Consider the following 25,500-nt stretch of genomic DNA (forward strand, 5'->3'; position numbering starts at 1 on the left):
AACGGAATCGACGGGTTCGGCTAGTCATCCGAAGACTTGCCACCCGAACGAGGCGTTCCGATCGATGCCCCCGCCTTGACGCCGCCGTCCTTGCCCGTGCCGGGCGCCTCGAATGACGTCAACGCCTCGAGCACGGTCTGGACACGGGAGATCTCCGCGTTGATGTCCTCGCGGCGGCGCACCAGGGTCTCCAGCTCACGCTTGCCCTCCTCGACCGTCTTCTTGGCCTCGCGGATCGCCTCGGCCTTGAGCTCCTCGGCCTCCCGCACGAGCGCGGCCTTCTTCTGCTCGGCCTCCTTGAGCAGCGTCTCGGCCTTCTTGACCGCGGCGATCCGGACCTTGCCCGCCTCGGAGTTGGCCTCCGAGACGATCTCCTTGGCCTTCGCCTGCGCCTTGGCGTGCTGCTCCTCGGCGGACTTGATGAGCGCGTCGCAGCGATCGCCGGTCGACTTCATGGTCTCGGACGCCTCGCGGCGGGCCCGCTCGTGCAGCTTCTCGATCTCGCTGGTGATGCGGTCGCGCAGCTCCTCCGCGCGCTCCCTTATGGCGGTGGCGTCCCGGCGGGCGCCGACGAGCAGCTCGTCCGCGTCCGTACGGGCCTTCTCCACCATGCCGTTGCCCTCGACCGTCGCCTCGGTGACGAGGCGCTCCGCCTCGCTGCGGGCGGCGCCGACCATGGTGTCCGCCTGCGACTCGGCGTCCGCGGTGGTCTGCAGCGCCTGCTGCTGCGCCTCGGTGAGTAGCTTGTCGGCCTCGGCCGTGGTCTCCGTGATGAGCGTGTCGACCTGCTCGGCCGCCTCGGAGCGCCGCTTGTTGGCGTCCTTGCGGGCCTCGTCCAGCGTCCGCTCGGCCTCCTCGCGGGCGGAGGAGACCAGCCGCTCGGCCGCCGCCTCCGCGTCCGCCCTGAGCCGCTCGGACTCGGCGCGGACCCGCTCGGCGTGCTGCTGCGCGGAGCCGACCGTCTGGGCGGCCTCGGCGCGCAGCCGCTCCGCGTCCCCGGTGGCGTCCGTGATCAGCTTCTCGGCCTTGGCGATGGCCTCCGCCCGGACCCGGTCGGCCTCCGCGATCGTCTCCGTCTGGAGCCGCTCCGCCTCGGAACGCGCCTCGGTGATGAGGGTGTCCGCCTGCGTCGCCGCGTCCGAGCGGATGCGGTTGGCGTCGTCGCGGGCGTCCGCGCGGGTGCGGGTCGCGTCCTGGTCCGCCTGGGCGATGGTGTCGGACGCTTCCGTCCGCACCCGCTGGGCGTGCGCGGCCGCGTCCGAACGCAGCCGCTCGGACTCGGCGATCGCCTCCGCCATCGTGCGCTCGGCGAGGCTCTTGGCCGCCTCCGACTCCTCGTTCGCCTCACGCCGCAGGCGGGTAGCGTCCTCGCCGGCCCGCTCCCGCTCGGCGTAGGCGTCGGCGCGGACGCGGTCCGCCTCCTCCTCGGCCTCCCGGCGCGTACGGTCCGCCGCGTGCTCGGCGGCGGAGCGCAGGCCGGTGATCTCCTCCTGCGCCTGCTCGTGCAGGCCGATGACGGAGTCCCGCACCTGCTGGGCGTGCTGCTCGGCCGCCGACACCATCTCGGTGGCGCGCCGGTCGGCCTCCTCGACCAGCCGGACGGCCTCGGCCTGCGCCTCCTCCACCCGGTTGCGTGCGGAGGCCAGCAGTTCCTCGCTCTGCTCGCGGGCCCGTTCGCGCTCCTGGTCGGCCTCCTGGCGGGCGGAGCCGAGGAGCTCCTCGGCCTCGCGGCGGCGCCGTACGGCCTCCTCCTGCGCGGCGGCCAGCGTCTCGGACGCCTCGGTGCCCAGGCGCTCGGCGGCGGCCTGCGCCTCCGCCCGTACCCGGTCGGCGGTGTCCTGGGCCTCCGACTTCAGCCGCTCGGCCTCGGCCGCGGCCTCCGAGCGCAGGCGTACGGCGACGCTCTCGCCCTCCGCCCGGGACGCGGACGCGTCGGCCGCCGCCTCGGTGCGCAGCCGCTCGGCCTCGGCCTCCGCCTGCTGCTGGAGCGTACGGATGCGCTCGGCGGCCTCGGCGCGCAGCCGCTCGGACTCCTCGGCGGCCTCCCGGCGGATGCGGGCGGCCTCGTCGCGGGCCTCGGACAGCGACTGCTCGGCGGAGGTGAGCCGGTCCTCGGCCTCGGTGTGCAGCCGGGTCAGCTCGTCGGCGGCCTCCAGACGCCGGGCCTCCACGGCGCGCTCGGTCTCCTCGCGCAGCTCGCGTGCGGCCCGCTCGGCGTCCTGCTTGAGCGCCTCGGCCTGCTCGTCGATCTCCGCGCGGTGCCGCTCGGCCTCCTTGCGGGTGCGCTCCAGGGTCTCCTCGGCCTGCCGGCGCAGCGTGGTGGCGCGCTCGATGGCCTCCGTACGGACCTTCTCGCTGTCCGTCGTGGCGCTCTGCCGCAGCTCGTCCGCGTCGGCCTTCGCCTTGGACAGCAGCTCCTCGGCGGACTTGGCCGCCTCCTCGATCTGCTGGACGGCCTCGCGCCGGGCCTCGGCACGGATGCTCTCGCCCTCGGCGACCGCGTCGGCACGCAGCTGCTCGGCCTCGCCGCGCAGCCGGCGCGCCTCCTCCTGCAGCTCGACCGTCTTGGCGCGGTACTCCTTGGTGTCGTCCTTCGCCGCGCCCTTGAGCTGCTCGGCGAGGTCGTGCGCCTCGGCCCGCAGCCGGTCCGCCTCGGTCTCCGCCTCACGGCGGATCCGCTCGGCCTCCTCGCCGGCCGCCTTGGTGGTCTTCCGGGCCTCCTCCGAGGCCCTGTTGAGGACGTCCTCCGCGGTCTTCGCGGCCTTGCCCAGCTGGGAGGCGGTCTCCTCGGCGGTGACGCTGCGGGCCTTCTCGCCGGCCTCGGCGAGGACCTTCTCCGCCTCGGCGCGGGCGTCCGCGACGATCTGCTCGGCGTCCGCCTTGGTGGACTCGGCCTCCTTCGTGGCCTCGCTGACCAGCCGGGCGACCTGCTCCTTCGCGGTGCGCGTGCGCTGCTCGTTGGTCGACTCCGCGTTGGCCAGCGCCTTGGCGGCGGCCTCCTTGGCCTCGTTGACCAGCTTCTCGGCCTCGGACTGCGCCTTGCGCACCGCCGCCTCGGCCTCGGCGATGCGCTGCTCGGCGGCCCGGCTCAGCTCGGTCGCCTGGCGGCGGGCGGTGTCCGACTCCGTCGCGGTGGAGCTGCGCAGCTGCTCGGCGTGGTCGGTGGCCTCCTGGGCCTGCGTGGACGCGGCGTTCAGCAGGCGCTCGGCGTCGGTCCGGGCCCGGCGCAGCAGCTGCTCGGCTTCCGCGCGCGCCGCCTCGGCGTCGCTCGTCAGCCGCTGCCGGGCCTCGTCGGTCAGCCGTTCGGCCTCGGCACGCGCGGCCGCCATGGCCTGCTCGGCCTCCGCACGGGACTCGTCGAGGAGCCGGCGGGCCTGGGACTCCGTACGGGCCCGTAGCTGCTCCGCCCAGGCCACGTTCTCGTTGACGTGCGACTCGACGGTCTGCCGGCGCTCGGCCAGCTCCTGGTCCAGCTGCTGGCGGCGGGCCACGGCCTCGGCGTGCAGCTCGGCCTGCAGCCGGGCGGCCTGCTCGGCGTGCTCCTGGAGGATGCGCTGGGTCTGCGCGCGGGCCTGGCTCAGCTCCCGCTCGGCGTCCATGCGCAGCTGGTCGGCCTGCATCTGCGCGTTCCGCAGCAGCTGCTCGGCCTGATAGCCGATGTCACCGCCGTCGAACGCGGGCCGGGACATGATGGTGCGCCGCGCCTCGTGCAGCTTGGCGCGCAGCACCTCGACCTGGTAGCCGAGGTCCTCGGCGTGCTGGATCGCCTTTTCCCGCTCGGTCTTCAGCCGCTTCATCTCGGCCTCGAACCGAGAGAGGTGGTCGACGTCAGCCGCCGGCTCTCGCTCCTGGCTCTCGTAGCCCCGCACTGCGCGGTCCCATCCGTCCCCTGGTAGCAGGCCTGTCCAAACGAGCTCCGTCCATCCGCCGAACGGGGCCCCCGGGGAATGGTGTCAGATCAACGGCTGAGCTCGGGCGCTGCTGCCCGACGCTCGCCCCCCGAAACCCGGACCCCGGCATGCGGCCGCCCGCGTGGTGGCGACGACCGCCCCCAACCCTACCGGCCCCTATGTACGAGGGTCAGTGCTCAGGTGACTCAACAGGCGCCGAAGTGACCAGTTCTGTCAGGACACCGTGGCAGTCCTTGGGATGCAGGAAGGTGATCCGCGACCCCATGGAACCGCGCCGTGGCTCCTCGTACAGAACGCGTACGCCCTTGTCACGGATGTCCGCGGCGTCGGCGTCGACATCCTCCGTACCGAAGGCGATGTGGTGGACGCCCTCGCCGTTCTTCGCCAGCCACTTCGCGACCGTGGAGTCCTCACGGGTCGGTTCGAGCAGCTGGAGGTACGAGGCCCCGCCGTCGGACGTATCGTTGATCTTGAGCATGGCCTCGCGCACGCCCTGCTCCTCATTGACCTCGGAGTGGAAAACCTCGAAGCCGTACGTGGCCCGGTAGAACTCGACGGTGGCGTCGAGGTCATGACAGGCGATCCCGATGTGGTCGATTCGCGTCAGCATGGATTCAGTGGAGCGCCCCGGAGGTGGTTACGCAACGTGCGCGCGATCACACCGACGGCCCGATGACGGGGCCCAGTACCGCTCAGTACATTCGAAGTAAACCCTCGTTCACTCCTCAGCTTTGTGCAGCTGGAAGGGGATCGCACCTCATGTCAGGAACGAACAGCACGACCTCCGTCATCGTCGCGGGTGCCCGCACCCCGATGGGGCGGTTGCTCGGCTCGCTCAAGTCATTCAGCGGGGCCGACCTCGGCGGCTTCGCGATCAAGGCTGCCCTCGACCGTGCGGGAATCGGCGGCGACCAGGTCCAGTACGTGATCATGGGTCAGGTGCTGCAGGCCGGGGCGGGGCAGATCCCGGCGCGCCAGGCCGCGGTCAAGGCGGGCATCCCGATGAGCGTCCCGGCGCTCACCGTCAACAAGGTGTGTCTGTCCGGCCTCGACGCGATCGCGCTGGCCGACCAGCTGATCCGCGCCGGTGAGTTCGACATCGTGGTCGCCGGCGGCCAGGAGTCCATGACCAACGCGCCCCACCTGCTGCCGAAGTCCCGCGAGGGCTTCAAGTACGGGGCGATCGAGATGCTCGACTGCATGGCGTACGACGGTCTGACGGACTCCTTCGAGGGAATCGCCATGGGCGAGTCCACCGAGAAGCACAACACGCGCCTGGGCATCCAGCGGCCCGAGCAGGACGAGATCGCCGCCCTGTCCCACCAGCGCGCCGCCGCCGCGCAGAAGAACGGCATCTTCGAGGCCGAGATCACCCCGATCGAGATCCCGCAGCGCAAGGGCGAGCCGGTCGTCTTCAGCAAGGACGAGGGCATCCGCGGCGACACGACCGCGGAGTCCCTGGGCAAGCTGCGCCCGGCGTTCACCCGGGACGGCACGATCACCGCCGGCACCGCCTCGCAGATCTCGGACGGTGCGGCGGCCGTGGTCGTGATGAGCAAGGCCAAGGCCCAGGAGCTCGGCCTGGAGTGGATCGCGGAGATCGGCGCCCACGGCAACGTGGCAGGGCCGGACAACTCGCTCCAGTCCCAGCCCTCCAACGCCATCCTGCACGCCCTGAAGAAGGACGGCCTGGAGGTCTCCGACCTGGACCTCATCGAGATCAACGAGGCGTTCGCCGCGGTCGCGGTCCAGTCAATGAAGGACCTTGGCGTTTCCACCGAAAAGGTGAACGTCAATGGCGGCGCCATCGCCCTCGGCCACCCCATCGGTATGTCCGGTGCCCGTCTCGTGCTGCACCTGGCGCTGGAGCTGAAGCGCCGCGGCGGCGGGGTCGGCGCGGCCGCGCTGTGCGGCGGCGGCGGTCAGGGTGACGCGCTGATCGTCCGGGTACCCAAGGCCTGAGTCCCCGTACGACAAGCAAGCGGTACGTCTCGTAAGCGAACGGAGCTGTGATGCAGGACGTCTCCTCTCTGGTGGCCCAGGCCAGGGAAGGTCGGCCGCGGGCCGTGGCCCGGCTGATCTCCCTGGTGGAGGGGGCGTCCCCGCAGCTCAGGGAGGTCATGGCGACGCTCGCGCCGCTGACCGGCAACGCCTACGTGGTGGGTCTCACCGGCTCCCCGGGCGTCGGCAAGTCGACGTCCACCTCAGCGCTGGTGACCGCGTACCGCAAACAGGGCAAACGGGTCGGCGTCCTGGCCGTCGACCCGTCGTCCCCCTTCTCGGGCGGAGCCCTGCTCGGAGACCGCGTCCGGATGTCGGAGCACGCCTCCGACCCCGGCGTCTACATCCGCTCCATGGCCACCCGCGGCCATCTGGGCGGCCTGGCCTGGTCGGCGCCGCAGGCGATCCGCGTCCTGGACGCGGCGGGCTGCGACGTGATCCTGGTCGAGACGGTCGGCGTGGGCCAGTCGGAGGTGGAGATCGCCTCCCAGGCCGACACCTGCGTCGTCCTCCTCGCACCTGGGATGGGCGACGGCATCCAGGCGGCCAAGGCCGGAATCCTGGAGATCGGCGATGTGTACGTGGTCAACAAGGCCGACCGCGACGGCGCAGATGCCACGGCCCGCGAACTGAACCACATGCTCGGTCTGGGCGAGTCCCGCGGCCCCGGCGACTGGCGCCCGCCGATCGTCAAGACGGTCGCCGCCCGCGCCGAGGGCATCGACGAGGTCGTGGAGGCCTTGGAGAAGCACCGGGCGTGGATGGAGGAGCGGGGCGTCCTGACCGAACGCCGACTGGCCCGCGCCTCCCGCGAGGTCGAGACGATCGCGGTCACGGCCCTCCGCGAGCGCATCGGCGACCTGCACGGCGACCGCCACCTGGGTGCGCTGGCGGAGCGCATCGTGGCGGGTGAGCTGGACCCGTACCGCGCGGCGGACGAACTGGTGGAAGGCCTGACGGAACGCTGACGGTCGCCATCGGCGAGGGCGCGTGGAGGCCTTGGAGAAGCACCGGGCGTCGGCCGGCCTGCGCGTCCCGTGGGGTCGAGACGATCGCGGTGACGGCTTTGTGTGAGCGCATCGGTGAGCTGCGTGGCGACCGTCACCTCGGTGCGCTCGCGGAGCGCAGTGTGGAGGCCTTGGAGGAGCATCGGGCGCGGGTGGAGGGGCGGCCGGGCGTCGGCCGGTCCGCGCCTTCCGCGAGGTCGAGACGATCGCGGTGACGGCTTTGTGTGAGCGCATCGGTGAGCTGCATGGCGACCGTCACCTCGGTGCGCTCGCGGAGCGCAGTGTGGAGGCCTTGGAGGAGCATCGGGCGCGGGTGGAGGGGCGGCCGGGCGTCGGCCGGCCTGCGCGTCCCGTGGGGTCGAGACGATCGCGGTGACGGCTCTGTGTGAGCGCATCGGTGAGCTGCATGGCGACCGTCACCTCGGTGCGCTCGCGGAGCGCAGTGTGGAGGCCTTGGAGGAGCATCGGGCGCGGGTGGAGGGGCGGCCGGGCGTCGGCCGGTCCGCGCCTTCCGCGAGGTCGAGACGATCGCGGTGACGGCTTTGTGTGAGCGCATCGGTGACCTGCATGGCGACCGCCAACCCGGTGCGCCGGCGGAGTTGGATCCGTATCGCGGGGCGGGCGAACTGGTGGAAGGTCTGACGGAGCGTTGGCGGTCGCCAACCCCGAGGCGCGGCTGCTAATTTGATCCGCATGTTCCTCTCCTTGGCGTAGAGCGCACACCGCGCCGCGACGACCACCGGTTGTCGAGGCGATCAGGTGTCCCCGCTCCGTCTCCTTCCGAGGAACCGCACGCATGTCCGCGCCCGCTTCGCCATGCCCCGCCCCCACCTCACGACGGCCCTCGTACGCCGCCGTCCTGCGCGTCCCGCACGCGCGCCGCACCTTCGCCGCCGCCCTGGCGGCCCGTCTCTCCTACGGCACGGTCGCGCTGTCCGTGCTGCTGTCGGTGACCCGGGCGACCGGCTCGTACGCCGCTTCCGGCGCCGTGATGGCCGTCTTCGGCGCCTCGGCGGTCCTGCTGATGCCCGTACGGGCCGCCCTCGTCGACCGCCACGGCCCGCGCCGCTCCCTGCTCCCCATGGCGATGGCCCACAGCGCCCTGCTCTGCGCCCTGGCGGCTCTGACCTGGCATCCCGGAGCATCCCCGGTGACGCTCGCCGCGGTCACGGCCCTCACCGGCGCCTGCGCGCCCCCGCTCGGCCCCACCATGCGCGCGGTGTGGGGCGAACTCGTCGGTGACCGGCGGCTCCTGCAGCGCGCCTACAGCCTGGACGGTGTCGCGGAGGAACTGCTGTTCGTCTCCGGACCGGCCCTGGTCGGCGTCCTGCTGCGCTTCGGCCCGCCGCCCGTCGGGCTGCTGCTCAGCGCCGCGCTGATGGTGACCGGGACCTGTGCGTTCGTGACGTCACCGGCGGTGCGCGGCACCCGGCGCCCGAAGCCGGGGGGCGTACGCCGGGGGCGCGGATTGCCACCGGGACTGCTTCAACCGGTGGCCGCGGCGGCGGGCCTCGGCCTAGCCCTGAGCGGTGCGGAGCTGCTCGTGACGGCCTTCGCACGGCAGCGGTCGTACGACGACGCCGTGGTCCCCTGGATCATCGGCGCCCTCTCCGTGGGCAGCGCGGCGGGCGGCCTGCTGAACGGGGCGATCGCCTGGCGCGCCCCGGCGCGGGAACGCCTGCCGTGGTTCATGGCGGGCGCGGGCGTGACCCTCTCCCTGGCGGGTCTGGCCACGGGGCCATGGACCCTCGCCGCCGCCATGAGCTGCGCGGGCGCCTTCGTCGCCCCGACCCTGACGACGGCGTACCTCCTCGCGGAGGAGACGGCCGAGGAGGCAACCCGGACCCGGGCGGGGGCCTGGGTCAACGCGGCCGTGAACGCGGGCAGTTCGACCGGCTCGATGACGGCAGGCCTGCTGCTCGGCCGAGTTCCCCTGTGGGGGTGCTTCGTGCTGGCGGGCGCGGTGGCCGTGGTGACGGCACCGGCCTGCCGCCCTGCCCCGCCCACCCGGGCCGGCCTCAGCGCCGGGCAGCAGACGGCAGACGGGACCTGAACCGCCCCGTCTGCCGCCAGGCCGCTCGCTCGGACCGCCGTCAGGGACGCCCCCGCTGCCCCCGCAGATGCTCGGCGATCGGCTTCAGCGCCTTGTCCAGCTCCGCCAGCGCGTCCGTCGACAGCAGATCGATGAAATGCCTCCGCACGGACGCCACATGATGCGGTGAGACCTTCTGCATCGTCTCCATGCCGTGCTCGGTGAGCACGGCGTAGAGCCCGCGGCGGTCGGACTCGCAGTTCTCGCGCCGCACGAGGTTCGCGTTCTCCATGCGCGTGATCTGGTGCGAGAGGCGACTCTTGGACTGGAGGGTGGCGGACGCGAGATCGCTCATCCGCATCCGTACGTCCTCCGACTCGGACAGATTCACCAGGATCTCGTAGTCGTTCATTGTCAGGCCGAACGGCTGCAGATCCTTTTCGAGCTGGTACGTCAACAGCCTGTTGACCTCCAGGTGGGTGCGCCAGGCGCACTGCTCCGCATCGGTCAGCCAGCGCGTGGCCGTGTCGGTCTCCATGAATGAAGTCTACCTAAGAAGTTGAAAGATGAACTAGTGAGGGCGGTGTGACAGTGCGCACGCGTTCGACGTCACACTCCGCAGACTACCGCTCACAGCCCGAAGCGACGCTGGAGGTCCCCCAGCTGTCCGGGAAGGCGCGGTGCGCCCGGAGCCTGTCCGTGACCTCCGGGTACCCCGCTGCCACCGGGTACGCCGGGCTCGTGCGGAACCGCTCCCGTGGCCTGCTCGGCCATGAGGGTTTCGGTCGACTGGAGCAGGACGGTGCCCGCCCCCACGAACTCGAACTGATGCTCCTCCCCGGAGGCCCCGCCGAGGCCCGTCATTGCACGTAGACCGCCCATTACGCCGGTCAGGTAACCGTGGTCGTAGTGGTGGCACGGCGAGGGGCAGTCGGCCCACCCGACCAGTGCCTGAGGGTCCACCCGGATCGGAGGTTCCATGAACACCACCGGGCCGTTAGATGCGGCCACGAACTTGCCGGTTCCGATAAGGGTCAGAAAACCCGGCACGATCGACTGTTTGAGCGCGAGACTTGGCTGAAAAGCGAGCAGGTTGCCCGAGCGAATGGTCAGGTTGCCGTCGTCCAAGTCATACGAATTCACGTCGAAGGCCCGGTCGGCGAGGAGCATCTTGCCCGAGCCCTCCGCCACCACCCAGTCGCTCGCGTGCAGAGGCGAATGGAACGCCGAACGGACAAGTCGGTCGAGTCGACCGTGCCCGACGCCGTTGAACTCGATCGCCCCGTAGTAGGCGATCATCTTCCCCTTCTGCAGGAACCACTGCCCGCTCTTGAGCTCCACGCAGAACGTGTACTTGTTGACGTTGTCGTCGACGGGCAGCGTCATGGGGTCGTGGATCACGGGGCCGGCCGCCCCGCCCCCCGGATACGTGGTCACAGCTTCTCCTCCGAGGCCTGGACGTACACCGTGCCGCTTCCGCTCAGCTCCAGCTGGAACGCCTCGCCGGAGCCGCGCCCCACCATGTCGCGCCAGCCCAGCGCGGTCGACAGCTTGTTGCGCACGTCGCCGTGGTGGGCGACATAGGCCTGCGGATCGACATGGACCGGGCGCTGCGGAGTGATGGGAATCTCGAACACGCCCCCGTGCGCCATCACGGCGACGGCCCCGTGCCCCTTGAGGGTGGTCGTGAACAGCCCCTGCCCCGTCACCTGTCCCCGGACCATCCCCATGACCCCGCCCTGCGAGCCCATGAACATAGTCCCCTGCTGGAGCGTGCCCTCGAAGGCGAGCAGCCGGTCGGCCTCGACGTAGAGGGTGTCGCCGGAGAGGTTGATGACCTGGACGTGATGGCCGCCGTGCCCGAAGAAGACGGTGCCGCTGCCCTCCACGGTCATCAGCGGGGTGGCCTCGCCGGCGACGCGGCGGCCGATCATCGACATGATCCCGCCCTGGCCGCCCTGGACGTTGGGCGTGAAGGAGACGTCGCCCTTGTAGGCGAGCATGGCCCCGCGCTGACTGAACAACCGCTGGCCGGGCAGCACCGTGGCCTCGACCATCTTGGAATTGATCTCCCGAAGGGCCATCTCACACGTCCCCCGCGATCGTGTTCCGCTCGCTCGGCTGCACGTACACCAGTCCGTCCCCCTCGAACCGGATCTGGAAGGCCTCGCCGCCGCCCTCACCGAAGAACGTGCGGAACGTCACACCGGACTGGAAGGACTGCCGTACGTTCCCCTGGTGGGCGATGTAGGCCCCCGGGTCGACGATCAGCGGGTACTGGGAGCTGACCCGCAGCACGACGGCCGGTCCGTCGGAGGTGATGGCCGCCTGACCGTGTCCCTCGACGGTGGTCGTGAACAGCCCGTTGCCCTGGGAGGCCCCCCGCAGTCCGGTGAAGGTCGTCCCGGTGCGCAGCCCGGCGTCGGTCGCGAGCAGATTGCTCGACTCCACGTACAGCTTGTCCCCCTGGAGATTCACGAGGTTGATCTCGGACGCACGGTCCGCGAACCAGCAGGTCCCGTGTCCCTTCACCTCCATCACGGTCATCTGCTCGCCGGTGAGCCGCCGGGTCACCATCCCCCTGAGCCCCTCACCGCCGCCGCTCAGCTTCTTGAAGGCCATCTGCCCGTCGTACGCGACCATCGAGCCGTTCTTCGCCTTCACGGCGTCCCCGGTCATGTCGACGGCGAGTACCTTGCTTCCTTGAAGTCGGAACATCGCCACGCAGCGACGGTAGCGGCGGACGGCCGATGACGGACAGACCCCTCTCCCCGGGACCGGTGGGGCGTTTGCCACAATGGGCAAACGTTTGTGCTTGCGTTCACAAACCGCGCCACCCGCCGCCGCACGAACCGTAGACCTCCCCCTCCCACTGAAGGTGATTCGTGGACATCAAGACCGCCACCGCCCTCCGCCGCCTCCGCCTGATCTCCGCCCCCGAGGCCGTGTCGTTCCTCATCCTGCTGCTCTGCTCGGTACTGAAGCGGACCACGGACTTCAACGCGGTGCCCGTGATGGGCGCGGCCCACGGTGTCCTGTTCATCCTGTACGTGATCTTCTGGGCCGACGCCTGGAACCGCACCAAGTGGAGCGGCAGGACCGCGGCGTTCTACTTCGTCCTGTCCGTGCTGCCCACCGGTGGCTTCTTCGCCGAGCGCAAGCTGCGCCGCGAGGCCGAGTCCGCGGTCATCGCCGCCCGCGCCCGCAAGGAAGGGATCGTGAACGCATGATCGTCGCCTTCTCCGTGACGCCTCTGGGGGTCGGCGAGGACGTGGGGGAGTACGTCGCCGACGCCGTGCGTGTCGTCCGTGAGTCGGGGCTGCCCAACCGCACCGACGCGATGTTCACCTCCATCGAGGGGGAGTGGGACGAGGTCATGGCCGTGGTGAAGCGTGCCGTCGCCGTCGTGGGGGAGCGCGCGCCGCGCGTGTCGGTCGTCCTCAAGGCCGACATCCGTCCCGGTGTGACCGACGGTCTCACCTCCAAGGTGGAGACGGTCGAGCGCCATCTGGCCGGCTAGCCGGCCAGATGGCCCCGCGCAGAACCCCCGGTCCCCAGGGCCGGGGTTTTCTCGCGCCCTGTGTTTGAGCGACCGCTCAAAGAGGTGTATTTTCCTGGCCAGATGGTTTGAGCGGTCGCTCAAAAATCTGGCTGACATGGGGGAACACCGAATGAGGAGCAAGGCGCTCTATATCGAGGCGCGGATCCGCGCCGACCTCGACGACCTGTGGGCCCGCACCCAGGACCCCGCCCTGCACCAGCGCTGGGACCTCCGTTTCACCGAGATCGACTACCTCCCGCGCGCGGAGGGCGAGCCGCAGCGCTTCCGGTACGCGACGCGCCTCCTGCCGTTCCTCACCGTCTCCGGCACCGGAGTCTCCGCCGGCGAGAAGGAGCGCCCCGACGGCACCCGCACCTCCGCCCTGCGCTTCACCTCCCCGCACCCGCTATCGCTGATCGCCGAGGGCAGCGGCTACTGGCGCTACGTCCCCGAGGCCGACGGCGTGCGCTTCCTCACCGGCTACGACTACCGCCCCCGCTGGGGCGCTTTCGGGGCGCTCGCCGACCGGGTGCTGTTCCGTCCGCTGATGGGCTGGGCGACCGCGTGGTCCTTCGACCGGCTGCGGCTGTGGCTGGAGCGCGGGATCACCCCCGAGCGGGCGCTGCTGAACTGGCTCGCCGAACTGACGGTCCGCGCGCTCGTGCTCGCCGCCGGCTGCGCCGGACTCGGCCTCAGCTCCCTCGTCGGCCTGCTCGGGGCGCTCGCGCCCACCGTGGCCTTCCTGTGCCCGCTCCTCCTCCTCGTCGCGATCTCCCTGGCCCTCTTCATGGCACCGCGCTCCGGCACCCCGGCCGCCCGCCGCTGTCGGCGCACCCCGCCCTCGCGCGTGCGCGCCCCCCGACTGCTGTGCACCCTGGAGAACCCGTCTTGAGCTCGATGTTCCGCACGGTCATGGGCGCCGGCTTCGACCGCCTCCACCCTCAGCTGCGACGCCGTTTCTCGGTGGGCCTGGCGAGCGGTGAGGCCTGCACCGGCCGGGGCGTGATGGACCGCATCTGGCACGGCGGGGCCTTCGTGAAGCCGTTCCTGGCCCTCGGTACCACCCGTAACATCCTGGTTCCGCGCGAGGGCAGGAACATTTCTTTCAAGATCGAGAATGTGCCCTACGAGGACACCTTCGGGCGTGAGACGGTGACGTTCGTGCGCACCTTCGACCTGCCGGGACGCTCCCGCCGCTTCGACGCCCAGATGGTGCTGAGCCCCAAGGGGGACCGCATCCTCGACTATCTCGGCACCCACCAGCACCTCGCCAGCGAGCTGCACTTCCGCGCCGAGCCCGACGGCTCCTTGCTCATCCGCTCCGGCGAACACCGCTTCCGGGAGGGCGCGGTAGACGTCCGGGTGCCCGAACTCATCGGCGCCACGGCCGAGGTGCGGGAGTCCTACGACGACGCGGCGGGCCGCTTCCGCATCCGCGTACGGGTGGTGAACAAGTACTTCGGCCCGCTCTTCGGCTACGAGGGTTCCTTCACGGCGTCCTACACGGACATCCGGACCTGTGGCGTACGACCCGGTCTGCGCCCGGTGCGCGAGGAGTCCCGCGCATGAGCCCGGAGACGGTGAAGTCCCAGGAGACCAAGACCAAACTCCTGGAGGGCGCGCTGCGGACGCTCACCGAACAGGGCATCGCCAAGACGTCGGCCCGAACGGTCGCCGCGGCCGCCGGAGTCAACCAGGCGCTCGTCTTCTACCACTTCGGATCCGTGGACGAACTCCTCGCCGCCGCCTGCCGCTACGGCGCCGAGAAGGCGGTGGCCCGCTACCGCGGCCGCCTTGCCGCCGTCGCCTCCCTGTCCGAACTCCTCGCCGTCGGCCGTGAGATACACGAGCAGGAGCGGGCGGGGGGCCATGTGGCCCTCCTCGGCCAGCTGCTCGCCGGTGCCCAGACCCACGAGAGCCTGCGCCCGGCCACCGCCGCGGGCCTCGACCTGTGGATCACCGAGATCGAGCAGGTGCTGAGGCGGGTGCTCGCCGACACCCCCTTCGGCGAGTTCACCGACCCGGCGGGGCTGGCCCGCGCCCTCGCCGCCTCGTTCGTCGGCATCGAGCTGTACGAGGGGGTGGACGAGGCCGGCGCCCACGCCGCCCTCGACGCCCTGGAGCAACTCGGCGCCCTCGTGGCCGCCCTGGAGGAACTCGGTCCCGTCGGCCAGCGCGCGGTCCGCCATCACCTGCGCCGCGCCGGCCGCCGCTGACGGCCCCTCGCAAGGTGCCCTACTCGCTCGACGCCAGCATGATCCCCAGCGGTGTCCGCTCGTACAGCACCTGGTGCCCGTAGCGTCGCGAGGTCAGCAGGCCCGAGTCCCGGAGCACCGTCAGATGCGCGGACACCGAGGACGAGGCGAGCCCGAGGCGGTGGGCGAGGGCGGTGGTGGTCGACGGTTCGTCCAGCGCCGTGAGCACGGCGGCCCGGCCTCGGCCCAGGAGCCGTACCAGTGTGTCCGGGGCGCGGTCCGCGGGCTCGGACCACAGCCCGCCGATACCGCGGGCCGGATAGACCAGGGCGGGCTGCCAGGGCGGCTCGAAGCCGGTGACGACGTCGGGCCAGCTGAACACGCTCGGCATCAGCACCAGGCCCTGCCCGCCGAGGTGCCGCTCGTACTCGCCCGCCGACTCGACGGTCAGCGTCCCGGCGTGCCAGCCGAAGCGCCGGCTGAGCTCTGGCAGCAGGCCGCCCAGGCCGACCTCGGCCAGCCGCCGGGAGTGGAAGGCGACATCGGCCTCCAGCAGGGCGCGCAGCCGGGGCCAGTCCGGTTCGACCAGGACGTGCCAGGCCTGTTCCATCGCGACGGCCAGCTCCCGCACCATCCGCTCCGGGTCGGCCAGCCAGGCCCGGCCGTACGGCGACTCCAGCGCGCCGGGGGTGTCCGCGAGCGACCGGGCCGTGTCCGCGCGGGCCGCCTCCGGATCGGCCGCGCGCACGGCCGCGATCTCCTCCTCGAAGGTGGCCGCCGGACCGAGCGGGGGCGAGCCGAGCCAGTCGGGGGAGTGGCCGCGGCGCGGCATCAGCAGCCACAGCGGGGTCAGATCGAGCTCGGCGGCCGCCCGGCGGATCCGGCGCAGCCAGGGCGCGTGGTACCCGTGCCGGTCCGGGCGCTTGAGCGTACGCACCGCGTCCTGCGTCTCCCACAGCGGCGACACCGCGAACCGGCACCTGAGAAAGTCCGCGTCCTCGAAATACAGGCGCGACGGCACGGCGGACCTCCCCAGAATGACGACATGAGAACCGAAGAGGACACCCCGCCGGTGGAACGCATTCTCCTCGTCGAGAGCCGTGCCGACGACGGAGCCCTCGCCGCCCTCGGGCATCAGCTCCCCGAGCGGTCCGGCAACGAGGAAGCCCTCTTCCTTTCGTACAACTATGCGGACGTACCGCTGGGGCGACGCTACGACTGCTGCTTCCGGCGAGCGGACGAGAGCGACGTCGCCCGGGTCGCGGTCACGGTCGTCGCGGTGACCCAGCAGTTCGGCCGGATGTTCGACGAGATCCCGCACGGCTGGAAGACCCTGACCGTGCTGCGATTCGAGCCGGAGATCCCGGCGCTGATCCGCGACCTGCCGGCGGCCTCCGCCTGGTTCGAGCAGCGCGTCTCGCTCTACATCTCCGACCAGGAGACCTGGCAGGTGCGGACCGCGAGCTGAACTTCTGAGATTCGGCCCACACCGAATCTCTAGGGGCCGGGCCCCCGGCGCCTGCACGCTGCCGTCCATGTCAGCCGTGCAACACAGACCGGTGGCGCAGCCCGCCGGCTATGCCCGTGTCTTCGCCGTGCCCGAGTTCCGGGCCGTCTTCGCCGCCCACACGCTGTCCATGCTCGGCGTGATCGTCAGCGAGATCGCGCTGTCCGTGCTCGTGTACGACCTCACCGGCTCGCCACTGCTGAGCGCGCTCGCCTTCGCGCTCGGCTTTCTGCCGTATCTCGTCGGCGGCACCCTGCTCTCCGGCGTCGCCGACCGCTTCCCGGCCCGGCGGGTGCTGGTGGTGTGCGACCTGGTGTGCGCGGGGTGCGTCGCGCTGATGGCGCTGCCGGGGGCGGACATCGCCGTCCTGCTCGCGCTGCGCTGCGGCCTCGCCGTCGTCTCCCCGGTGTTCGCGGGGACACGCATGGCGACCCTCGCGGACATCCTCGGCGACGGCGACCTGTTCGTGCTGGGCCGGTCCCTGCTGCGGATCGTCGCGCAGAGCTCTCTGCTGGTCGGATACGGCCTGGGCGGGCTGCTCCTCACCGTCGTGGCACCGCGGCACGCGCTGCTGATCACCGTCGGCACCTTCCTGGCCTCGGCCGCGCTGCTGCGCCTCGGCACCCGGCGGCGCCCCGCACGGGCCAGGCAGGCCGGGGATCCCCAGGGCGCCCGGCAGGTGTTCGCCGACCGGCGGGTCCTGGTCCTGCTGCTCCTGTCCTGGGTGCCGCCCATGTTCTCCGTGGCCCCGGAGGCGCTGGCCGCGCCGTACGCCGACGAGCTCGGCGTCGGCTCCACCGGCCTCGGCCTGCTGATGTGCGCCCTGCCCGTGGGGACGGTCGCGGGTGAGGTGTTCGTGGGCTCCCGGCTGCGGCCCGTGACCCGCGAGCGGATCGCGCTGCCGCTGGTCTGCCTGACGCTGCTGCCCTACCTCGGCTACGCCCTGCACCCCGGCCTGCCGGCCGCCCTGCTCCTGCTGCTGCTCTCCGGCGCCGGATCCGCATACACCCTGGGCCTGGACCAGTGGTTCGTGCGGGACGTGCCGCAGGAGCTGCGCGGCCGTGCCATGACCGTGCTCAGCGCGGGGCTGATGACGATCCAGGGTGTGGGCATGGCCCTGGCGGGTGCGGCGGCGGAGGCCGTCGGCGTGACCGCGACCGTCGCGGGTGTCGGGGTGCTGGGCACGGTGGCCTGCTGCGTGCTGGCGGTCGTGGTCCGGCGTACGGAAGCTCCGGGCGACCGAAAGCCGAGACAGAGCTGAACCCGAAATGACCGGCCGGTAGGGTCGGTGCCGTGCCGAAGCCTCTCAGTCTTCCCTTCGACCCCATCGCCCGTGCCGACGACCTCTGGAAGCAGCGCTGGGGAAACGTGCCGTCGATGGCCGCGATCACCTCGATCATGCGTGCGCACCAGATCCTGCTCGGCGAGGTCGACGCGGTGGTGAAGCCGTACGGACTGACCTTCGCGCGTTACGAGGCGCTGGTGCTGCTCACCTTCTCCAAGGCCGGCGAGCTGCCGATGTCGAAGATCGGTGAGCGGCTCATGGTGCATCCCACCTCCGTGACGAACACCGTGGACCGGCTGGTGAGGTCGGGTCTGGTGGCCAAGCGGCCCAACCCCAACGACGGGCGCGGCACGCTCGCCGTCATCACGGACAAGGGCCGCGAGGTGGTCGAGGCGGCCACCCGGGACCTGATGGCGATGGACTTCGGGCTCGGGGCGTACGACGCGGAGGAGTGCGGGGAGATCTTCGCGATGCTGCGGCCGCTGCGGGTCGCGGCACACGACTTCGACGAGCAGTGACCCGGTACGGCGTCGACGTGCGGTGACCCGGGACAAGATCTCCCGGAACGGGCGGTTACGCTCATCGGCATGAAGAAAAGCGTGCTGACCCGCTACCGCGTCCTCGCCTATGTCACCGGTGTACTGCTCGTGCTGCTGTGCCTGAGCATGATCGCCAAGTACGGGCTGGACATGGACGGCGCGGCGGACTTCACCCGGGTCGTGGCCATCGCCCACGGCTGGCTGTACGTCGTGTACCTCGTCTTCGCCTTCGACCTGGGCTCCAAGGCGAAGTGGCCGGTCGGCAAGCAGCTGTGGGTGCTCCTCGCGGGCACCGTCCCGACCGCCGCTTTCTTCGTCGAGCGGAAGGTCAGCCGCGAGCTGGAGGCCAAGGCCGCCGATCAGGTCCCGGCCGTCGCCAAGGCATAGGCTCCACCGCCGCGCGAGTATCGCGTGGCGGTTTGCCATCGACATTTACTAGGACGTCCTAGTAAATTCGATGGTATGGACGCTGACGCCATCGATGAGGGCCGCACCCGCTGGCAGGCCCGGTACGACGCAGCGCGCAAGCGCGACGCTGACTTCACCACGCTCTCCGGTGACCCCGTGGAGCCGGTCTACGGACCCCGGCCGGGGGACACCTACGAGGGCTTCGAGCGGATCGGCTGGCCCGGGGAGTACCCCTTCACCCGCGGGCTGTATCCGACCGGCTATCGCGGCCGCACCTGGACGATCCGCCAGTTCGCCGGGTTCGGGAACGCCGAGCAGACCAATGAGCGGTACAAGATGATCCTGGCCGCCGGCGGCGGCGGTCTGTCCGTGGCGTTCGACATGCCCACGCTCATGGGACGCGACTCCGACGACCCGCGCTCGCTGGGTGAGGTCGGGCACTGCGGCGTGGCGATCGACTCGGCGGCGGACATGGAGGTCCTGTTCAAGGACATCCCGCTGGGGGATGTCACGACGTCCATGACGATCAGCGGACCCGCGGTCCCCGTCTTCTGCATGTACCTGGTCGCGGCCGAGCGCCAGGGCGTCGACCCGTCCGTCCTCAACGGCACGCTGCAGACGGACATCTTCAAGGAGTACATCGCCCAGAAGGAGTGGCTCTTCCAGCCCGAGCCCCATCTGCGGCTGATCGGCGACCTGATGGAGCACTGCGCCGCCGGCATCCCCGCCTACAAGCCGCTGTCGGTCTCCGGTTACCACATCCGCGAGGCCGGGGCGACGGCCGCGCAGGAGCTGGCGTACACGCTCGCGGACGGCTTCGGATACGTCGAACTCGGCCTGTCCCGCGGCCTGGACGTGGATGTCTTCGCCCCCGGCCTGTCCTTCTTCTTCGACGCCCACGTGGATTTCTTCGAGGAGATCGCCAAGTTCCGCGCGGCGCGCAGGATCTGGGCCCGCTGGATGCGGGACGTGTACGGCGCGAAGAGCGACAAGGCCCAGTGGCTGCGCTTCCACACCCAGACCGCCGGTGTCTCGCTGACCGCCCAGCAGCCGTACAACAACGTGGTGCGCACTGCCGTGGAGGCGCTCGCGGCGGTGCTCGGCGGGACCAACTCGCTGCACACCAACGCCCTGGACGAGACCCTCGCGCTGCCGAGCGAGCAGGCCGCCGAGATCGCCCTGCGCACGCAGCAGGTGCTGATGGAGGAGACCGGGGTCGCCAACGTGGCCGATCCGCTGGGCGGTTCTTGGTACGTCGAGCAGTTGACGGACCGGATCGAGGCCGACGCGGAGAAGATCTTCGACCAGATCAAGGAGCGCGGGCTGCGCGCCCACCCCGACGGGCGGCACCCGATCGGTCCGATCACCTCCGGCATCCTGCGCGGGATCGAGGACGGCTGGTTCACCGGCGAGATCGCGGAGTCCGCGTTCCGCTACCAGCAGTCCCTGGAGAAGGGCGACAAGCGGGTCGTCGGCGTCAACGTCAACACCGGCTCCGTCACCGGCGACCTGGAGATCCTGCGGGTCAGCCACGAGGTGGAGCGGGAGCAGGTCCGGGTGCTGGGTGCGCGCAAGAGCGGGCGCGACGAGGCCCGCGTCCGTACGACCCTCGACGCGATGCTCGCCGCCGCACGCGACGGCTCCAACATGATCGAGCCCATGCTGGACGCCGTACGCGCCGAGGCGACCCTGGGCGAGATCTGCGGGGTGCTGCGGGACGAGTGGGGGGTGTACACGGAGCCCGCGGGCTTCTGAGCCACCCGAGCCGCATACCGAACGCGCGCCGCACACCGACTGGTGTGCGACGCGCACCGTTGTGATCCGCTGACGTCGGCACGTCGGAAGGCCGGCAGGGGCACAGCATCCGCGATGTGCCCCTAGACGTCCTGCGACGCTCCTGTCAGGCCCAGCAGGAGTACCCGGGTGAAGCTGTGCACCCACTCCTCGTCCGCCGGCTCCGCGCTGACGAGGGTGCGGTGCACCACCGCGCCCGCCACCATGTCGAAGATGAGGTCCACCGTGCGGGCGGCGTCCTCCGGGCCTGCCTCGGGGGGCAGCTCGCCGCGTTTCTGGGCCCGTGCGCGGCCCTCCAGGACCAGGCACTTCTGGCGGTCCACGATGGAGTCGCGGATGCGCTCGCGCAGGGCCTCGTCCCGGGTCGACTCCGTGACCACCGCCATCAAGCCACTTTTCGCCTCCGGTCGGGCCAGGATCGCGGCGAACTGGAGCACCACGCCCTCGATGTCGGCCGCCAGGGAGCCCCGGTCGGGAAGGACGAGTTCGTCGAAGAGCTCGGCGACCGCGTCCACCACGAGCTCGTTCTTGCCCGACCAGCGCCGGTAGAGCGTCGTCTTCGCGACCCCGGCCCGCGTGGCCACGTCTCCCAGGGTGAGCTTCGACCAGCCCAGCTCGACCAGCGCCTGCCGGGTCGCCGCCAGGATCGCGGTGTCCGCGGCGGCGTTGCGCGGGCGTCCGGCGCGGGTGGCGGGAGTACGGCTCTGCATCCCACGACCATAACCGGCCGTTCTTGTGGAGTCGTGAGGGAGATCACCGGTGCGTGGTGTCGCCGGGACCCCCGATGGGATTACGCTACGACTCGTAGCGAAAGCCCGCGCTGGACGTGCGCGGGCGGCGCACACGCACGATGACCCGGTGGCGTGGGGTGGGGACCCGGCGCTTTCACATCGTTTTTCACTCACGCGCGGGAACGGGGGAGGATAGACGCATGCAGCCACGGAACATGTCCATGAGCGGCGTCGTCGACCTCGCCGCGGTGAAGGCGGCCCAGGAGGCCAAGGCCAAGGCGGAGCAGGCGCGCGCCGAGTCCGCCCGGCAGGGCGGGGCGGGGGCCGTCTCCCCGGCCGATCTCGTCATCGACGTCGAAGAGGCCACCTTCGAACTCGACGTACTGCAGCGCTCCGCAGAGGTGCCGGTCGTCATCGACTTCTGGGCCGAGTGGTGTCAGCCCTGCAAGCAGCTGAGCCCCGTCCTGGAGCGGCTCGCCGTCGAGTACAACGGGCGCTTTCTGCTCGCGAAGATCGACGTCGACGCCAACCAGATGCTGATGCAGCAGTTCGGGGTGCAGGGCATCCCGGCCGTCTTCGCCGTCGTCGCGGGGCAGGCGCTGCCGCTCTTCCAGGGAGCGGCCGGCGAGCAGCAGATCCGGGAGACCCTCGACCAGCTGGTGCAGGTCGCCGAGCAGCGCTTCGGGCTGACGGGCCTGACCGTCGACCCCGACGCCGAGCCGGGTGCGCGGGTGGCCCCCGCGGCACCGGCAGGGCCGCACGACGCGGTCCTGGAGGCCGCCGTACAGGCCCTGGACGCGGGGGACCTGGGCGGGGCGATCCAGGCGTACAAGAACGTGCTGAGCGAGGACCCGGGCAACTCCGAGGCCAAGCTGGGTCTGGCGCAGGCCGAGTTGCTGGAGCGGGTGCAGGGCAGCGAACCGCAGCAGGTGCGCAAGGACGCGGCCGAGAAGCCGGCGGACGCGCAGGCGCAGATCGCCGCCGCCGATCTGGATCTGGTCGGGGGGCATGTGGAGGACGCCTTCGGGCGGCTCATCGAGACGGTCGCGCGTACGGCGGGTGACGAGCGGGATGCCGTACGGCGTCGGCTCCTGGAGCTCTTCGAGCTGGTCGGTGCCGAGGATCCGAGAGTGATCGGGGCGCGCCGGGCGCTGGCCCGGGCGCTGTTCTGACCGGCTCCCGAGCGGGGTGGCGGGCCGGTTTCTGACCAGTTGCTAAACGTCACGTCGAGTGATGCCGGAGTGAAAGTTTTACCGACGAGTCGTCAGTGCGGCCGCGCTTTACCAAATCTTGGTAATCGCGGCCGCTGTTACTCGGAGTAAATCCAGGGCGTAGTTCTGTCTGGTTCTGTCCAAGAATGAACAGGTTTGCTCCGCCCCCGGGTGCCACTGAGGGTGGCCTTCCGAGACCGCCGGGTCGTTGTTCGGTTATCCGGCCGTTACTAGCGAGTAACGAACCCCCTTGTGCGGGCGGCGAGAATGCACCACGATCGGCCACGCTCGGTCCATTCCCCACCCCGACAGCCGGTCGGGTGCACGGGTTCAACTGGGTCCCCACCGAGCAGAGTCGGCGGCAGTGGCGCCGGCTCTTGGACAGGGGGGTCTTCGCCTCACGGCGAAGCCTGTCCAGCAGGGTTGTGCGTGATGCGTGTCAGGCGCGACCAGTGGTTGTCGCTCGGGGGTGATCGCCGGTGATTCGGGCGCGGTTCGCGCCTCCGACTACGGGCGCTCCCCTTCCCGAGGACGTAGCACTTCTCCCATCCCTGCCCGGCTGAGCCGCCCGACTGGTGGCTAGTCAGGGCCAGGAGATGTACGTCCGAGAAGGAGGAAATATGGAGTCCCAGGTGCGTGGCGGGACCAGATGGAAGCGGTTCGCTGTGGTCATGGTGCCCAGCGTCGCCGCCACGGCGTGTATAGGTGTCGCCCTCGCGCAGGGCGCTCTGGCCGCGTCGTTCAGCGTTTCGGGTCAGTCGTTCAAGGTGACGGCGCAGGAGCTCCACGGCAAGGGCTTCGCGCAGTACGGGGCGATCGACCAGGGCTACACCCTGTCCGGTGGCAAGTCGGCTCACCCCGTCGCGGTCTCGGCCTTCAACACGGCCACGATCCAGAAGATGTGCCAGTCGGTCGTCACCCCGGACATCCCGATCCTCGGTGACGTCACGCTGCGCCTCGAGGCGGGTGACAGCACCGACGAGGCCAAGCAGGTCCAGGCGGAGCGCCTGTACATCGACGTCGACACCCTCGACGCCGACGCCACCTTCCACAACATCGACATCGGTGTGGCCGCCAAGGACGCCAGCAAGGGTCCGGGCATGAAGGGCAACGGTGAGCAGGCCAACCCGTTCGGCTTCGCCCAGCAGGCGGAGTCGGCGGACCTGAGCAACGTGAAGCAGACGGCGTGGGCGACCACCGCCGGAACCTTCAAGCTCAGCGGTCTGCACATGTCGCTGCACCGGGGCAGCGGCGCGGGAATCGAGTGCTACTAAGCACTCGCTGACGGGCGGGGGAGCCGATGGCGCCCCCGCCCGTTCCACCTTCCAGCCACGTCTTCACGCGCGGCACACATCACCACCACAGCAACGCCGCACCAGGGAGCTGTTTTCCATGAGCGCCGAGATTCCTGCCGTCGTACCCGGCCAGTTCACCCGCCGGAGGCTGCAGTTCCGCGCCTGGCGGGGCACTCGTCCGTTCTGGGCCGGTCTGTTTGTCCTGCTCAGCGGTCTTCCGATCATTTACTTCCCGTACTTCAATCTCCAGGTCGGACATCTGACGCTGGCGATGGCGACCACGGCCGGGGCCGGCTCCCTGATCATCGGCGTGCTGCTCGTCGTACTGGGCATCAGCCTCTGGTTCCAGAAGCACGTGCGCACCTTCGCGGGTGTCGCGGCGATCCTGCTGGGGCTGGTGTCTCTCCCCGTCTCCAACTTCGGCGGTTTCCTCCTGGGCTTCCTGCTCGCCCTCGTCGGCGGAGCGATGGCGGTGGCGTGGGCGCCGGGAGTGCCTCCGCAGCCGGAGCTGGCCGAGGAGGCCACCACGGGCGAGGGTGACGCGCCCGAGGCCGCACCGGGGGTTGCCCCAGAGGCCACCCCTGAGGTCGCGCTCGGCAAGGACACGGGCGGCGTGGGCGAGTTGAACGACCTGTCAGGAACGAGCCCGGCGAACGGGGCGAACGGGAGGCACAGTGCCGGCTGACGAGGTGACCCACGGGACTGATGTGGACGAGTCCCGTGTGAGAACCGGGCCGCGGCATGCGGCACCCAAGAAGCCGCTGTTCACCAGGTTCCACATGCCGGCAGGCAAGGCGATAGCCACGGTGGCGATGCCGACCGCGGTGCTCGTGGGCATGGGGTTCACATCGAGCCTGGCCCTCGCCGACACCAGCTCGCCGGCGCCGTCGTCGTCGAGCCTGACTGCCGACGAGTACAAGGACTGCGTCACGGCCTTGGACGCGTCCAAGGACCCCTCGGCCACGCCGACGCCCACCGCCTCGGCGAGCGCGAGCGAGTCGACGGGCACCAAGGACACGGCCACGCCGACCCCCACGGCGTCGGCCACCACACAGAACCCGACCTCGGGCAAGACCTCGTCGTCGGATTCGGGTACCGCCGACAAGGCCACGCCCGAGCCGTCCGCCACGCCCTCGTCGGGTTCGTCGGACACGTCGTCGTCCTCTGGCGGCGACACGGCGACCGCGACCCCGTCGCCGTCCGCGACCAGCGGGAACCTGCTCGACACGATCGGTGACGCGATCAAGGACGTCTTCACCGGGGGCAGCGGCGACGCGACCTCCACCGCGAGCGCGAGCCCCACGCCGTCGGCCTCCGCGTCCACGTCGAGCGACAGCAAGGCGTCCGGCAGCACCGCCACCGACACCGTCAAGGACACGGCCGGCACGGCCACCAAGACGGTCGACGACACCGTCAAGAAGGTCACCGACACGGCGACCACGGCGGCCCAGAACGCCGCTGACGCGACCGCGACGGCCACCGCCAGTCCGAGCCCGTCGGCGAGCTCCACCACGTCCGCGGACAACTGCCCGGCCGCCACCGACGCCACGAGCGGTGTCGACAACAAGGTGCCGGTGGCGGACGAACCCTGGTACCTCAACGCCAGCTCGCTGCTGCTCAAGAGCGCCGACTACCAGGGCATCGTCGAGGTGAAGACGGCCAACGGCACCACGAAGAAGGTGCTGAAGTACGTCATCTCCGGCGGAACCGACATCGGGGACCTGCACCAGACGGTGAAGGACAAGCAGTCGGGCAAGACCTACCACGTGCAGGCGGCCTCCGGCTCGACGTCCACGATCCGTGACGGTGACACGGTGATGTACACGGAGAGCATCTCCGGCAACCTGTTCGGCCTGATCCCCGTGACATTCAGCCCGGACAGCCCGCCGCCGCTCAACATCCCCCTGATCTACTTCACCAACGTGAAGGTGACGCAGGCCGCTCAGTTCGGCGGAAGCCTTCACGTGCCCGGGATGCAGGTGTACACGACCGACTGAGTGGCCGTTCAAGCCCGTTCCGGAGCCGCAATGCCGTGGCCCGGCC

At 70.8% G+C, this 25,500-nt stretch carries 25 protein-coding genes and 1 pseudogene; 18 read left to right on the top strand and 8 right to left on the bottom strand.

The window, feature by feature from the left end:
• Nucleotides 1–20 precede the first annotated feature (20 nt).
• Nucleotides 21–3,869, bottom strand: a complete 3,849-nt coding sequence (gene scy / locus N8I87_RS27860; RefSeq protein WP_263212769.1) for a polarized growth protein Scy — start codon at nucleotides 3,867–3,869, stop codon at nucleotides 21–23.
• Nucleotides 3,870–4,080: 211 nt separating this feature from the next.
• Nucleotides 4,081–4,521 (bottom strand): methylmalonyl-CoA epimerase, encoded by a 441-nt coding sequence (mce, locus tag N8I87_RS27865; protein WP_263212771.1) that lies wholly within the window; start codon nucleotides 4,519–4,521, stop codon nucleotides 4,081–4,083.
• 149 nt (nucleotides 4,522–4,670) lie between these two features.
• Between mce and N8I87_RS27870 the strand changes: the two genes are divergently transcribed.
• The 4 genes and pseudogenes from N8I87_RS27870 to N8I87_RS27890 all read left to right on the top strand — a co-directional run bounded on the left by N8I87_RS27870 (nucleotide 4,671) and on the right by N8I87_RS27890 (nucleotide 8,972).
• The gene (locus N8I87_RS27870; protein WP_263212772.1) at nucleotides 4,671–5,873 is read left to right on the top strand and encodes an acetyl-CoA C-acetyltransferase; all 1,203 of its coding nucleotides are present in this window, start codon (nucleotides 4,671–4,673) and stop codon (nucleotides 5,871–5,873) included.
• Between the two features lie 50 nt (nucleotides 5,874–5,923).
• Nucleotides 5,924–6,880, top strand: a complete 957-nt coding sequence (meaB, locus tag N8I87_RS27875; protein ID WP_263212774.1) for a methylmalonyl Co-A mutase-associated GTPase MeaB — start codon at nucleotides 5,924–5,926, stop codon at nucleotides 6,878–6,880.
• 27 nt (nucleotides 6,881–6,907) lie between these two features.
• Nucleotides 6,908–7,456, top strand: a pseudogene (locus tag N8I87_RS27880) (hypothetical protein); the annotation flags it as partial.
• A 259-nt stretch (nucleotides 7,457–7,715) separates the two neighbouring features.
• Nucleotides 7,716–8,972, top strand: a complete 1,257-nt coding sequence (locus N8I87_RS27890) for an MFS transporter (protein WP_263212776.1) — start codon at nucleotides 7,716–7,718, stop codon at nucleotides 8,970–8,972.
• A gap of 40 nt (nucleotides 8,973–9,012) precedes the next feature.
• Here the strand turns inward: N8I87_RS27890 and N8I87_RS27895 are convergent, their stop codons facing one another.
• The 4 genes from N8I87_RS27895 to N8I87_RS27910 form a co-directional block, all read right to left on the bottom strand.
• Nucleotides 9,013–9,489 (bottom strand): MarR family winged helix-turn-helix transcriptional regulator, encoded by a 477-nt coding sequence (locus tag N8I87_RS27895; RefSeq protein ID WP_263212778.1) that lies wholly within the window; start codon nucleotides 9,487–9,489, stop codon nucleotides 9,013–9,015.
• Nucleotides 9,490–9,581: 92 nt separating this feature from the next.
• Nucleotides 9,582–10,337, bottom strand: coding sequence for an AIM24 family protein (locus tag N8I87_RS27900; protein ID WP_263212779.1), 756 nt, complete (start codon nucleotides 10,335–10,337; stop codon nucleotides 9,582–9,584).
• A gap of 47 nt (nucleotides 10,338–10,384) precedes the next feature.
• Nucleotides 10,385–11,035 (bottom strand): AIM24 family protein, encoded by a 651-nt coding sequence (locus tag N8I87_RS27905; protein WP_263212781.1) that lies wholly within the window; start codon nucleotides 11,033–11,035, stop codon nucleotides 10,385–10,387.
• A 1-nt stretch (nucleotide 11,036) separates the two neighbouring features.
• Nucleotides 11,037–11,669, bottom strand: a complete 633-nt coding sequence (locus N8I87_RS27910; RefSeq protein WP_263216708.1) for an AIM24 family protein — start codon at nucleotides 11,667–11,669, stop codon at nucleotides 11,037–11,039.
• Nucleotides 11,670–11,836: 167 nt separating this feature from the next.
• Here N8I87_RS27910 and N8I87_RS27915 point away from each other — a divergent pair, with 167 nt between their 5' ends.
• From N8I87_RS27915 to N8I87_RS27935, 5 genes are all read left to right on the top strand, one after another.
• Nucleotides 11,837–12,181 carry a DUF3817 domain-containing protein gene (locus tag N8I87_RS27915; protein WP_263212783.1) on the top strand — a complete coding sequence of 115 codons (345 nt, stop codon included), beginning with the start codon at nucleotides 11,837–11,839 and terminating at the stop codon, nucleotides 12,179–12,181.
• Entirely contained in the window at nucleotides 12,178–12,471 is a 294-nt protein-coding gene (locus tag N8I87_RS27920; protein ID WP_263212784.1) for an MTH1187 family thiamine-binding protein, read from the top strand. The genes N8I87_RS27915 and N8I87_RS27920 overlap by 4 nt, the downstream gene beginning before the upstream one ends.
• A 151-nt stretch (nucleotides 12,472–12,622) precedes the next feature.
• The gene (locus N8I87_RS27925) at nucleotides 12,623–13,384 is read left to right on the top strand and encodes a hypothetical protein (RefSeq protein ID WP_263212787.1); all 762 of its coding nucleotides are present in this window, start codon (nucleotides 12,623–12,625) and stop codon (nucleotides 13,382–13,384) included.
• A complete protein-coding gene (locus N8I87_RS27930; protein WP_263212789.1) occupies nucleotides 13,381–14,061 on the top strand; it encodes a DUF4166 domain-containing protein in 681 nt (226 codons plus the stop codon). The genes N8I87_RS27925 and N8I87_RS27930 overlap by 4 nt, the downstream gene beginning before the upstream one ends.
• Entirely contained in the window at nucleotides 14,058–14,708 is a 651-nt protein-coding gene (locus N8I87_RS27935; protein WP_263212791.1) for a TetR/AcrR family transcriptional regulator, read from the top strand. Before N8I87_RS27930 ends, N8I87_RS27935 begins: the two co-directional genes overlap by 4 nt.
• Nucleotides 14,709–14,727: 19 nt before the next feature.
• Here N8I87_RS27935 and N8I87_RS27940 read toward each other — a convergent pair whose 3' ends face one another.
• Nucleotides 14,728–15,708 carry an ArsR/SmtB family transcription factor gene (locus tag N8I87_RS27940; RefSeq protein WP_263212793.1) on the bottom strand — a complete coding sequence of 327 codons (981 nt, stop codon included), beginning with the start codon at nucleotides 15,706–15,708 and terminating at the stop codon, nucleotides 14,728–14,730.
• Between the two features lie 24 nt (nucleotides 15,709–15,732).
• Here N8I87_RS27940 and N8I87_RS27945 point away from each other — a divergent pair, with 24 nt between their 5' ends.
• The 5 genes from N8I87_RS27945 (at nucleotide 15,733) to icmA (ending at nucleotide 20,181) form a co-directional block, all read left to right on the top strand.
• Nucleotides 15,733–16,155, top strand: a complete 423-nt coding sequence (locus tag N8I87_RS27945; protein WP_263212795.1) for a hypothetical protein — start codon at nucleotides 15,733–15,735, stop codon at nucleotides 16,153–16,155.
• A gap of 67 nt (nucleotides 16,156–16,222) precedes the next feature.
• Nucleotides 16,223–17,455, top strand: a complete 1,233-nt coding sequence (locus tag N8I87_RS27950) for an MFS transporter (RefSeq protein ID WP_263212798.1) — start codon at nucleotides 16,223–16,225, stop codon at nucleotides 17,453–17,455.
• Between the two features lie 32 nt (nucleotides 17,456–17,487).
• The gene (locus N8I87_RS27955; protein WP_263212800.1) at nucleotides 17,488–17,997 is read left to right on the top strand and encodes a MarR family winged helix-turn-helix transcriptional regulator; all 510 of its coding nucleotides are present in this window, start codon (nucleotides 17,488–17,490) and stop codon (nucleotides 17,995–17,997) included.
• Nucleotides 17,998–18,066: 69 nt separating this feature from the next.
• Nucleotides 18,067–18,405, top strand: a complete 339-nt coding sequence (locus tag N8I87_RS27960) for a DUF3817 domain-containing protein (RefSeq protein ID WP_263212802.1) — start codon at nucleotides 18,067–18,069, stop codon at nucleotides 18,403–18,405.
• A 75-nt stretch (nucleotides 18,406–18,480) separates the two neighbouring features.
• On the top strand, nucleotides 18,481–20,181 hold the full coding sequence (gene icmA / locus N8I87_RS27965; RefSeq protein ID WP_263212804.1) for a coenzyme B12-dependent isobutyryl-CoA mutase large subunit: 1,701 nt from the start codon (nucleotides 18,481–18,483) through the stop codon (nucleotides 20,179–20,181).
• A gap of 122 nt (nucleotides 20,182–20,303) precedes the next feature.
• Here icmA and N8I87_RS27970 read toward each other — a convergent pair whose 3' ends face one another.
• Nucleotides 20,304–20,930: a TetR/AcrR family transcriptional regulator gene (locus tag N8I87_RS27970; protein WP_263212807.1), complete on the bottom strand. Its 627-nt coding sequence runs from the start codon at nucleotides 20,928–20,930 to the stop codon at nucleotides 20,304–20,306.
• A 221-nt stretch (nucleotides 20,931–21,151) separates the two neighbouring features.
• Between N8I87_RS27970 and N8I87_RS27975 the strand changes: the two genes are divergently transcribed.
• The 4 genes from N8I87_RS27975 to N8I87_RS27990 all read left to right on the top strand — a co-directional run bounded on the left by N8I87_RS27975 (nucleotide 21,152) and on the right by N8I87_RS27990 (nucleotide 25,454).
• Nucleotides 21,152–22,123: a tetratricopeptide repeat protein gene (locus tag N8I87_RS27975; RefSeq protein ID WP_263212810.1), complete on the top strand. Its 972-nt coding sequence runs from the start codon at nucleotides 21,152–21,154 to the stop codon at nucleotides 22,121–22,123.
• A 659-nt stretch (nucleotides 22,124–22,782) separates the two neighbouring features.
• Nucleotides 22,783–23,436: a DUF6230 family protein gene (locus N8I87_RS27980; protein WP_263212812.1), complete on the top strand. Its 654-nt coding sequence runs from the start codon at nucleotides 22,783–22,785 to the stop codon at nucleotides 23,434–23,436.
• Nucleotides 23,437–23,554: 118 nt separating this feature from the next.
• Nucleotides 23,555–24,142 (top strand): DUF6114 domain-containing protein, encoded by a 588-nt coding sequence (locus tag N8I87_RS27985; protein WP_263212814.1) that lies wholly within the window; start codon nucleotides 23,555–23,557, stop codon nucleotides 24,140–24,142.
• Entirely contained in the window at nucleotides 24,132–25,454 is a 1,323-nt protein-coding gene (locus N8I87_RS27990; RefSeq protein ID WP_263212816.1) for a hypothetical protein, read from the top strand. Before N8I87_RS27985 ends, N8I87_RS27990 begins: the two co-directional genes overlap by 11 nt.
• Nucleotides 25,455–25,500 lie beyond the last annotated feature (46 nt).

The organism is Streptomyces sp. HUAS 15-9 (assembly GCF_025642155.1).
GTDB lineage: Bacteria > Actinomycetota > Actinomycetes > Streptomycetales > Streptomycetaceae > Streptomyces.

Excerpts from the sequence above, each read along its gene's own strand:
- mce (WP_263212771.1), bottom strand. The coding sequence starts at position 4,521 with ATGCTGACGCGAATCGACCACATCGGGATCGCCTGTCATGACCTCGAC.
- N8I87_RS27870 (WP_263212772.1), top strand. The coding sequence starts at position 4,671 with ATGTCAGGAACGAACAGCACGACCTCCGTCATCGTCGCGGGTGCCCGC.
- meaB (WP_263212774.1), top strand. The coding sequence starts at position 5,924 with ATGCAGGACGTCTCCTCTCTGGTGGCCCAGGCCAGGGAAGGTCGGCCG.
- N8I87_RS27890 (WP_263212776.1), top strand. The coding sequence starts at position 7,716 with ATGTCCGCGCCCGCTTCGCCATGCCCCGCCCCCACCTCACGACGGCCC.
- N8I87_RS27895 (WP_263212778.1), bottom strand. The coding sequence starts at position 9,489 with ATGGAGACCGACACGGCCACGCGCTGGCTGACCGATGCGGAGCAGTGC.
- N8I87_RS27900 (WP_263212779.1), bottom strand. The coding sequence starts at position 10,337 with ATGACGCTGCCCGTCGACGACAACGTCAACAAGTACACGTTCTGCGTG.
- N8I87_RS27905 (WP_263212781.1), bottom strand. The coding sequence starts at position 11,035 with ATGGCCCTTCGGGAGATCAATTCCAAGATGGTCGAGGCCACGGTGCTG.
- N8I87_RS27910 (WP_263216708.1), bottom strand. The coding sequence starts at position 11,669 with ATGTTCCGACTTCAAGGAAGCAAGGTACTCGCCGTCGACATGACCGGG.
- N8I87_RS27920 (WP_263212784.1), top strand. The coding sequence starts at position 12,178 with ATGATCGTCGCCTTCTCCGTGACGCCTCTGGGGGTCGGCGAGGACGTG.
- N8I87_RS27925 (WP_263212787.1), top strand. The coding sequence starts at position 12,623 with ATGAGGAGCAAGGCGCTCTATATCGAGGCGCGGATCCGCGCCGACCTC.
- N8I87_RS27935 (WP_263212791.1), top strand. The coding sequence starts at position 14,058 with ATGAGCCCGGAGACGGTGAAGTCCCAGGAGACCAAGACCAAACTCCTG.
- N8I87_RS27945 (WP_263212795.1), top strand. The coding sequence starts at position 15,733 with ATGAGAACCGAAGAGGACACCCCGCCGGTGGAACGCATTCTCCTCGTC.
- N8I87_RS27950 (WP_263212798.1), top strand. The coding sequence starts at position 16,223 with ATGTCAGCCGTGCAACACAGACCGGTGGCGCAGCCCGCCGGCTATGCC.
- N8I87_RS27960 (WP_263212802.1), top strand. The coding sequence starts at position 18,067 with ATGAAGAAAAGCGTGCTGACCCGCTACCGCGTCCTCGCCTATGTCACC.
- icmA (WP_263212804.1), top strand. The coding sequence starts at position 18,481 with ATGGACGCTGACGCCATCGATGAGGGCCGCACCCGCTGGCAGGCCCGG.
- N8I87_RS27970 (WP_263212807.1), bottom strand. The coding sequence starts at position 20,930 with ATGCAGAGCCGTACTCCCGCCACCCGCGCCGGACGCCCGCGCAACGCC.
- N8I87_RS27975 (WP_263212810.1), top strand. The coding sequence starts at position 21,152 with ATGCAGCCACGGAACATGTCCATGAGCGGCGTCGTCGACCTCGCCGCG.
- N8I87_RS27980 (WP_263212812.1), top strand. The coding sequence starts at position 22,783 with ATGGAGTCCCAGGTGCGTGGCGGGACCAGATGGAAGCGGTTCGCTGTG.
- N8I87_RS27985 (WP_263212814.1), top strand. The coding sequence starts at position 23,555 with ATGAGCGCCGAGATTCCTGCCGTCGTACCCGGCCAGTTCACCCGCCGG.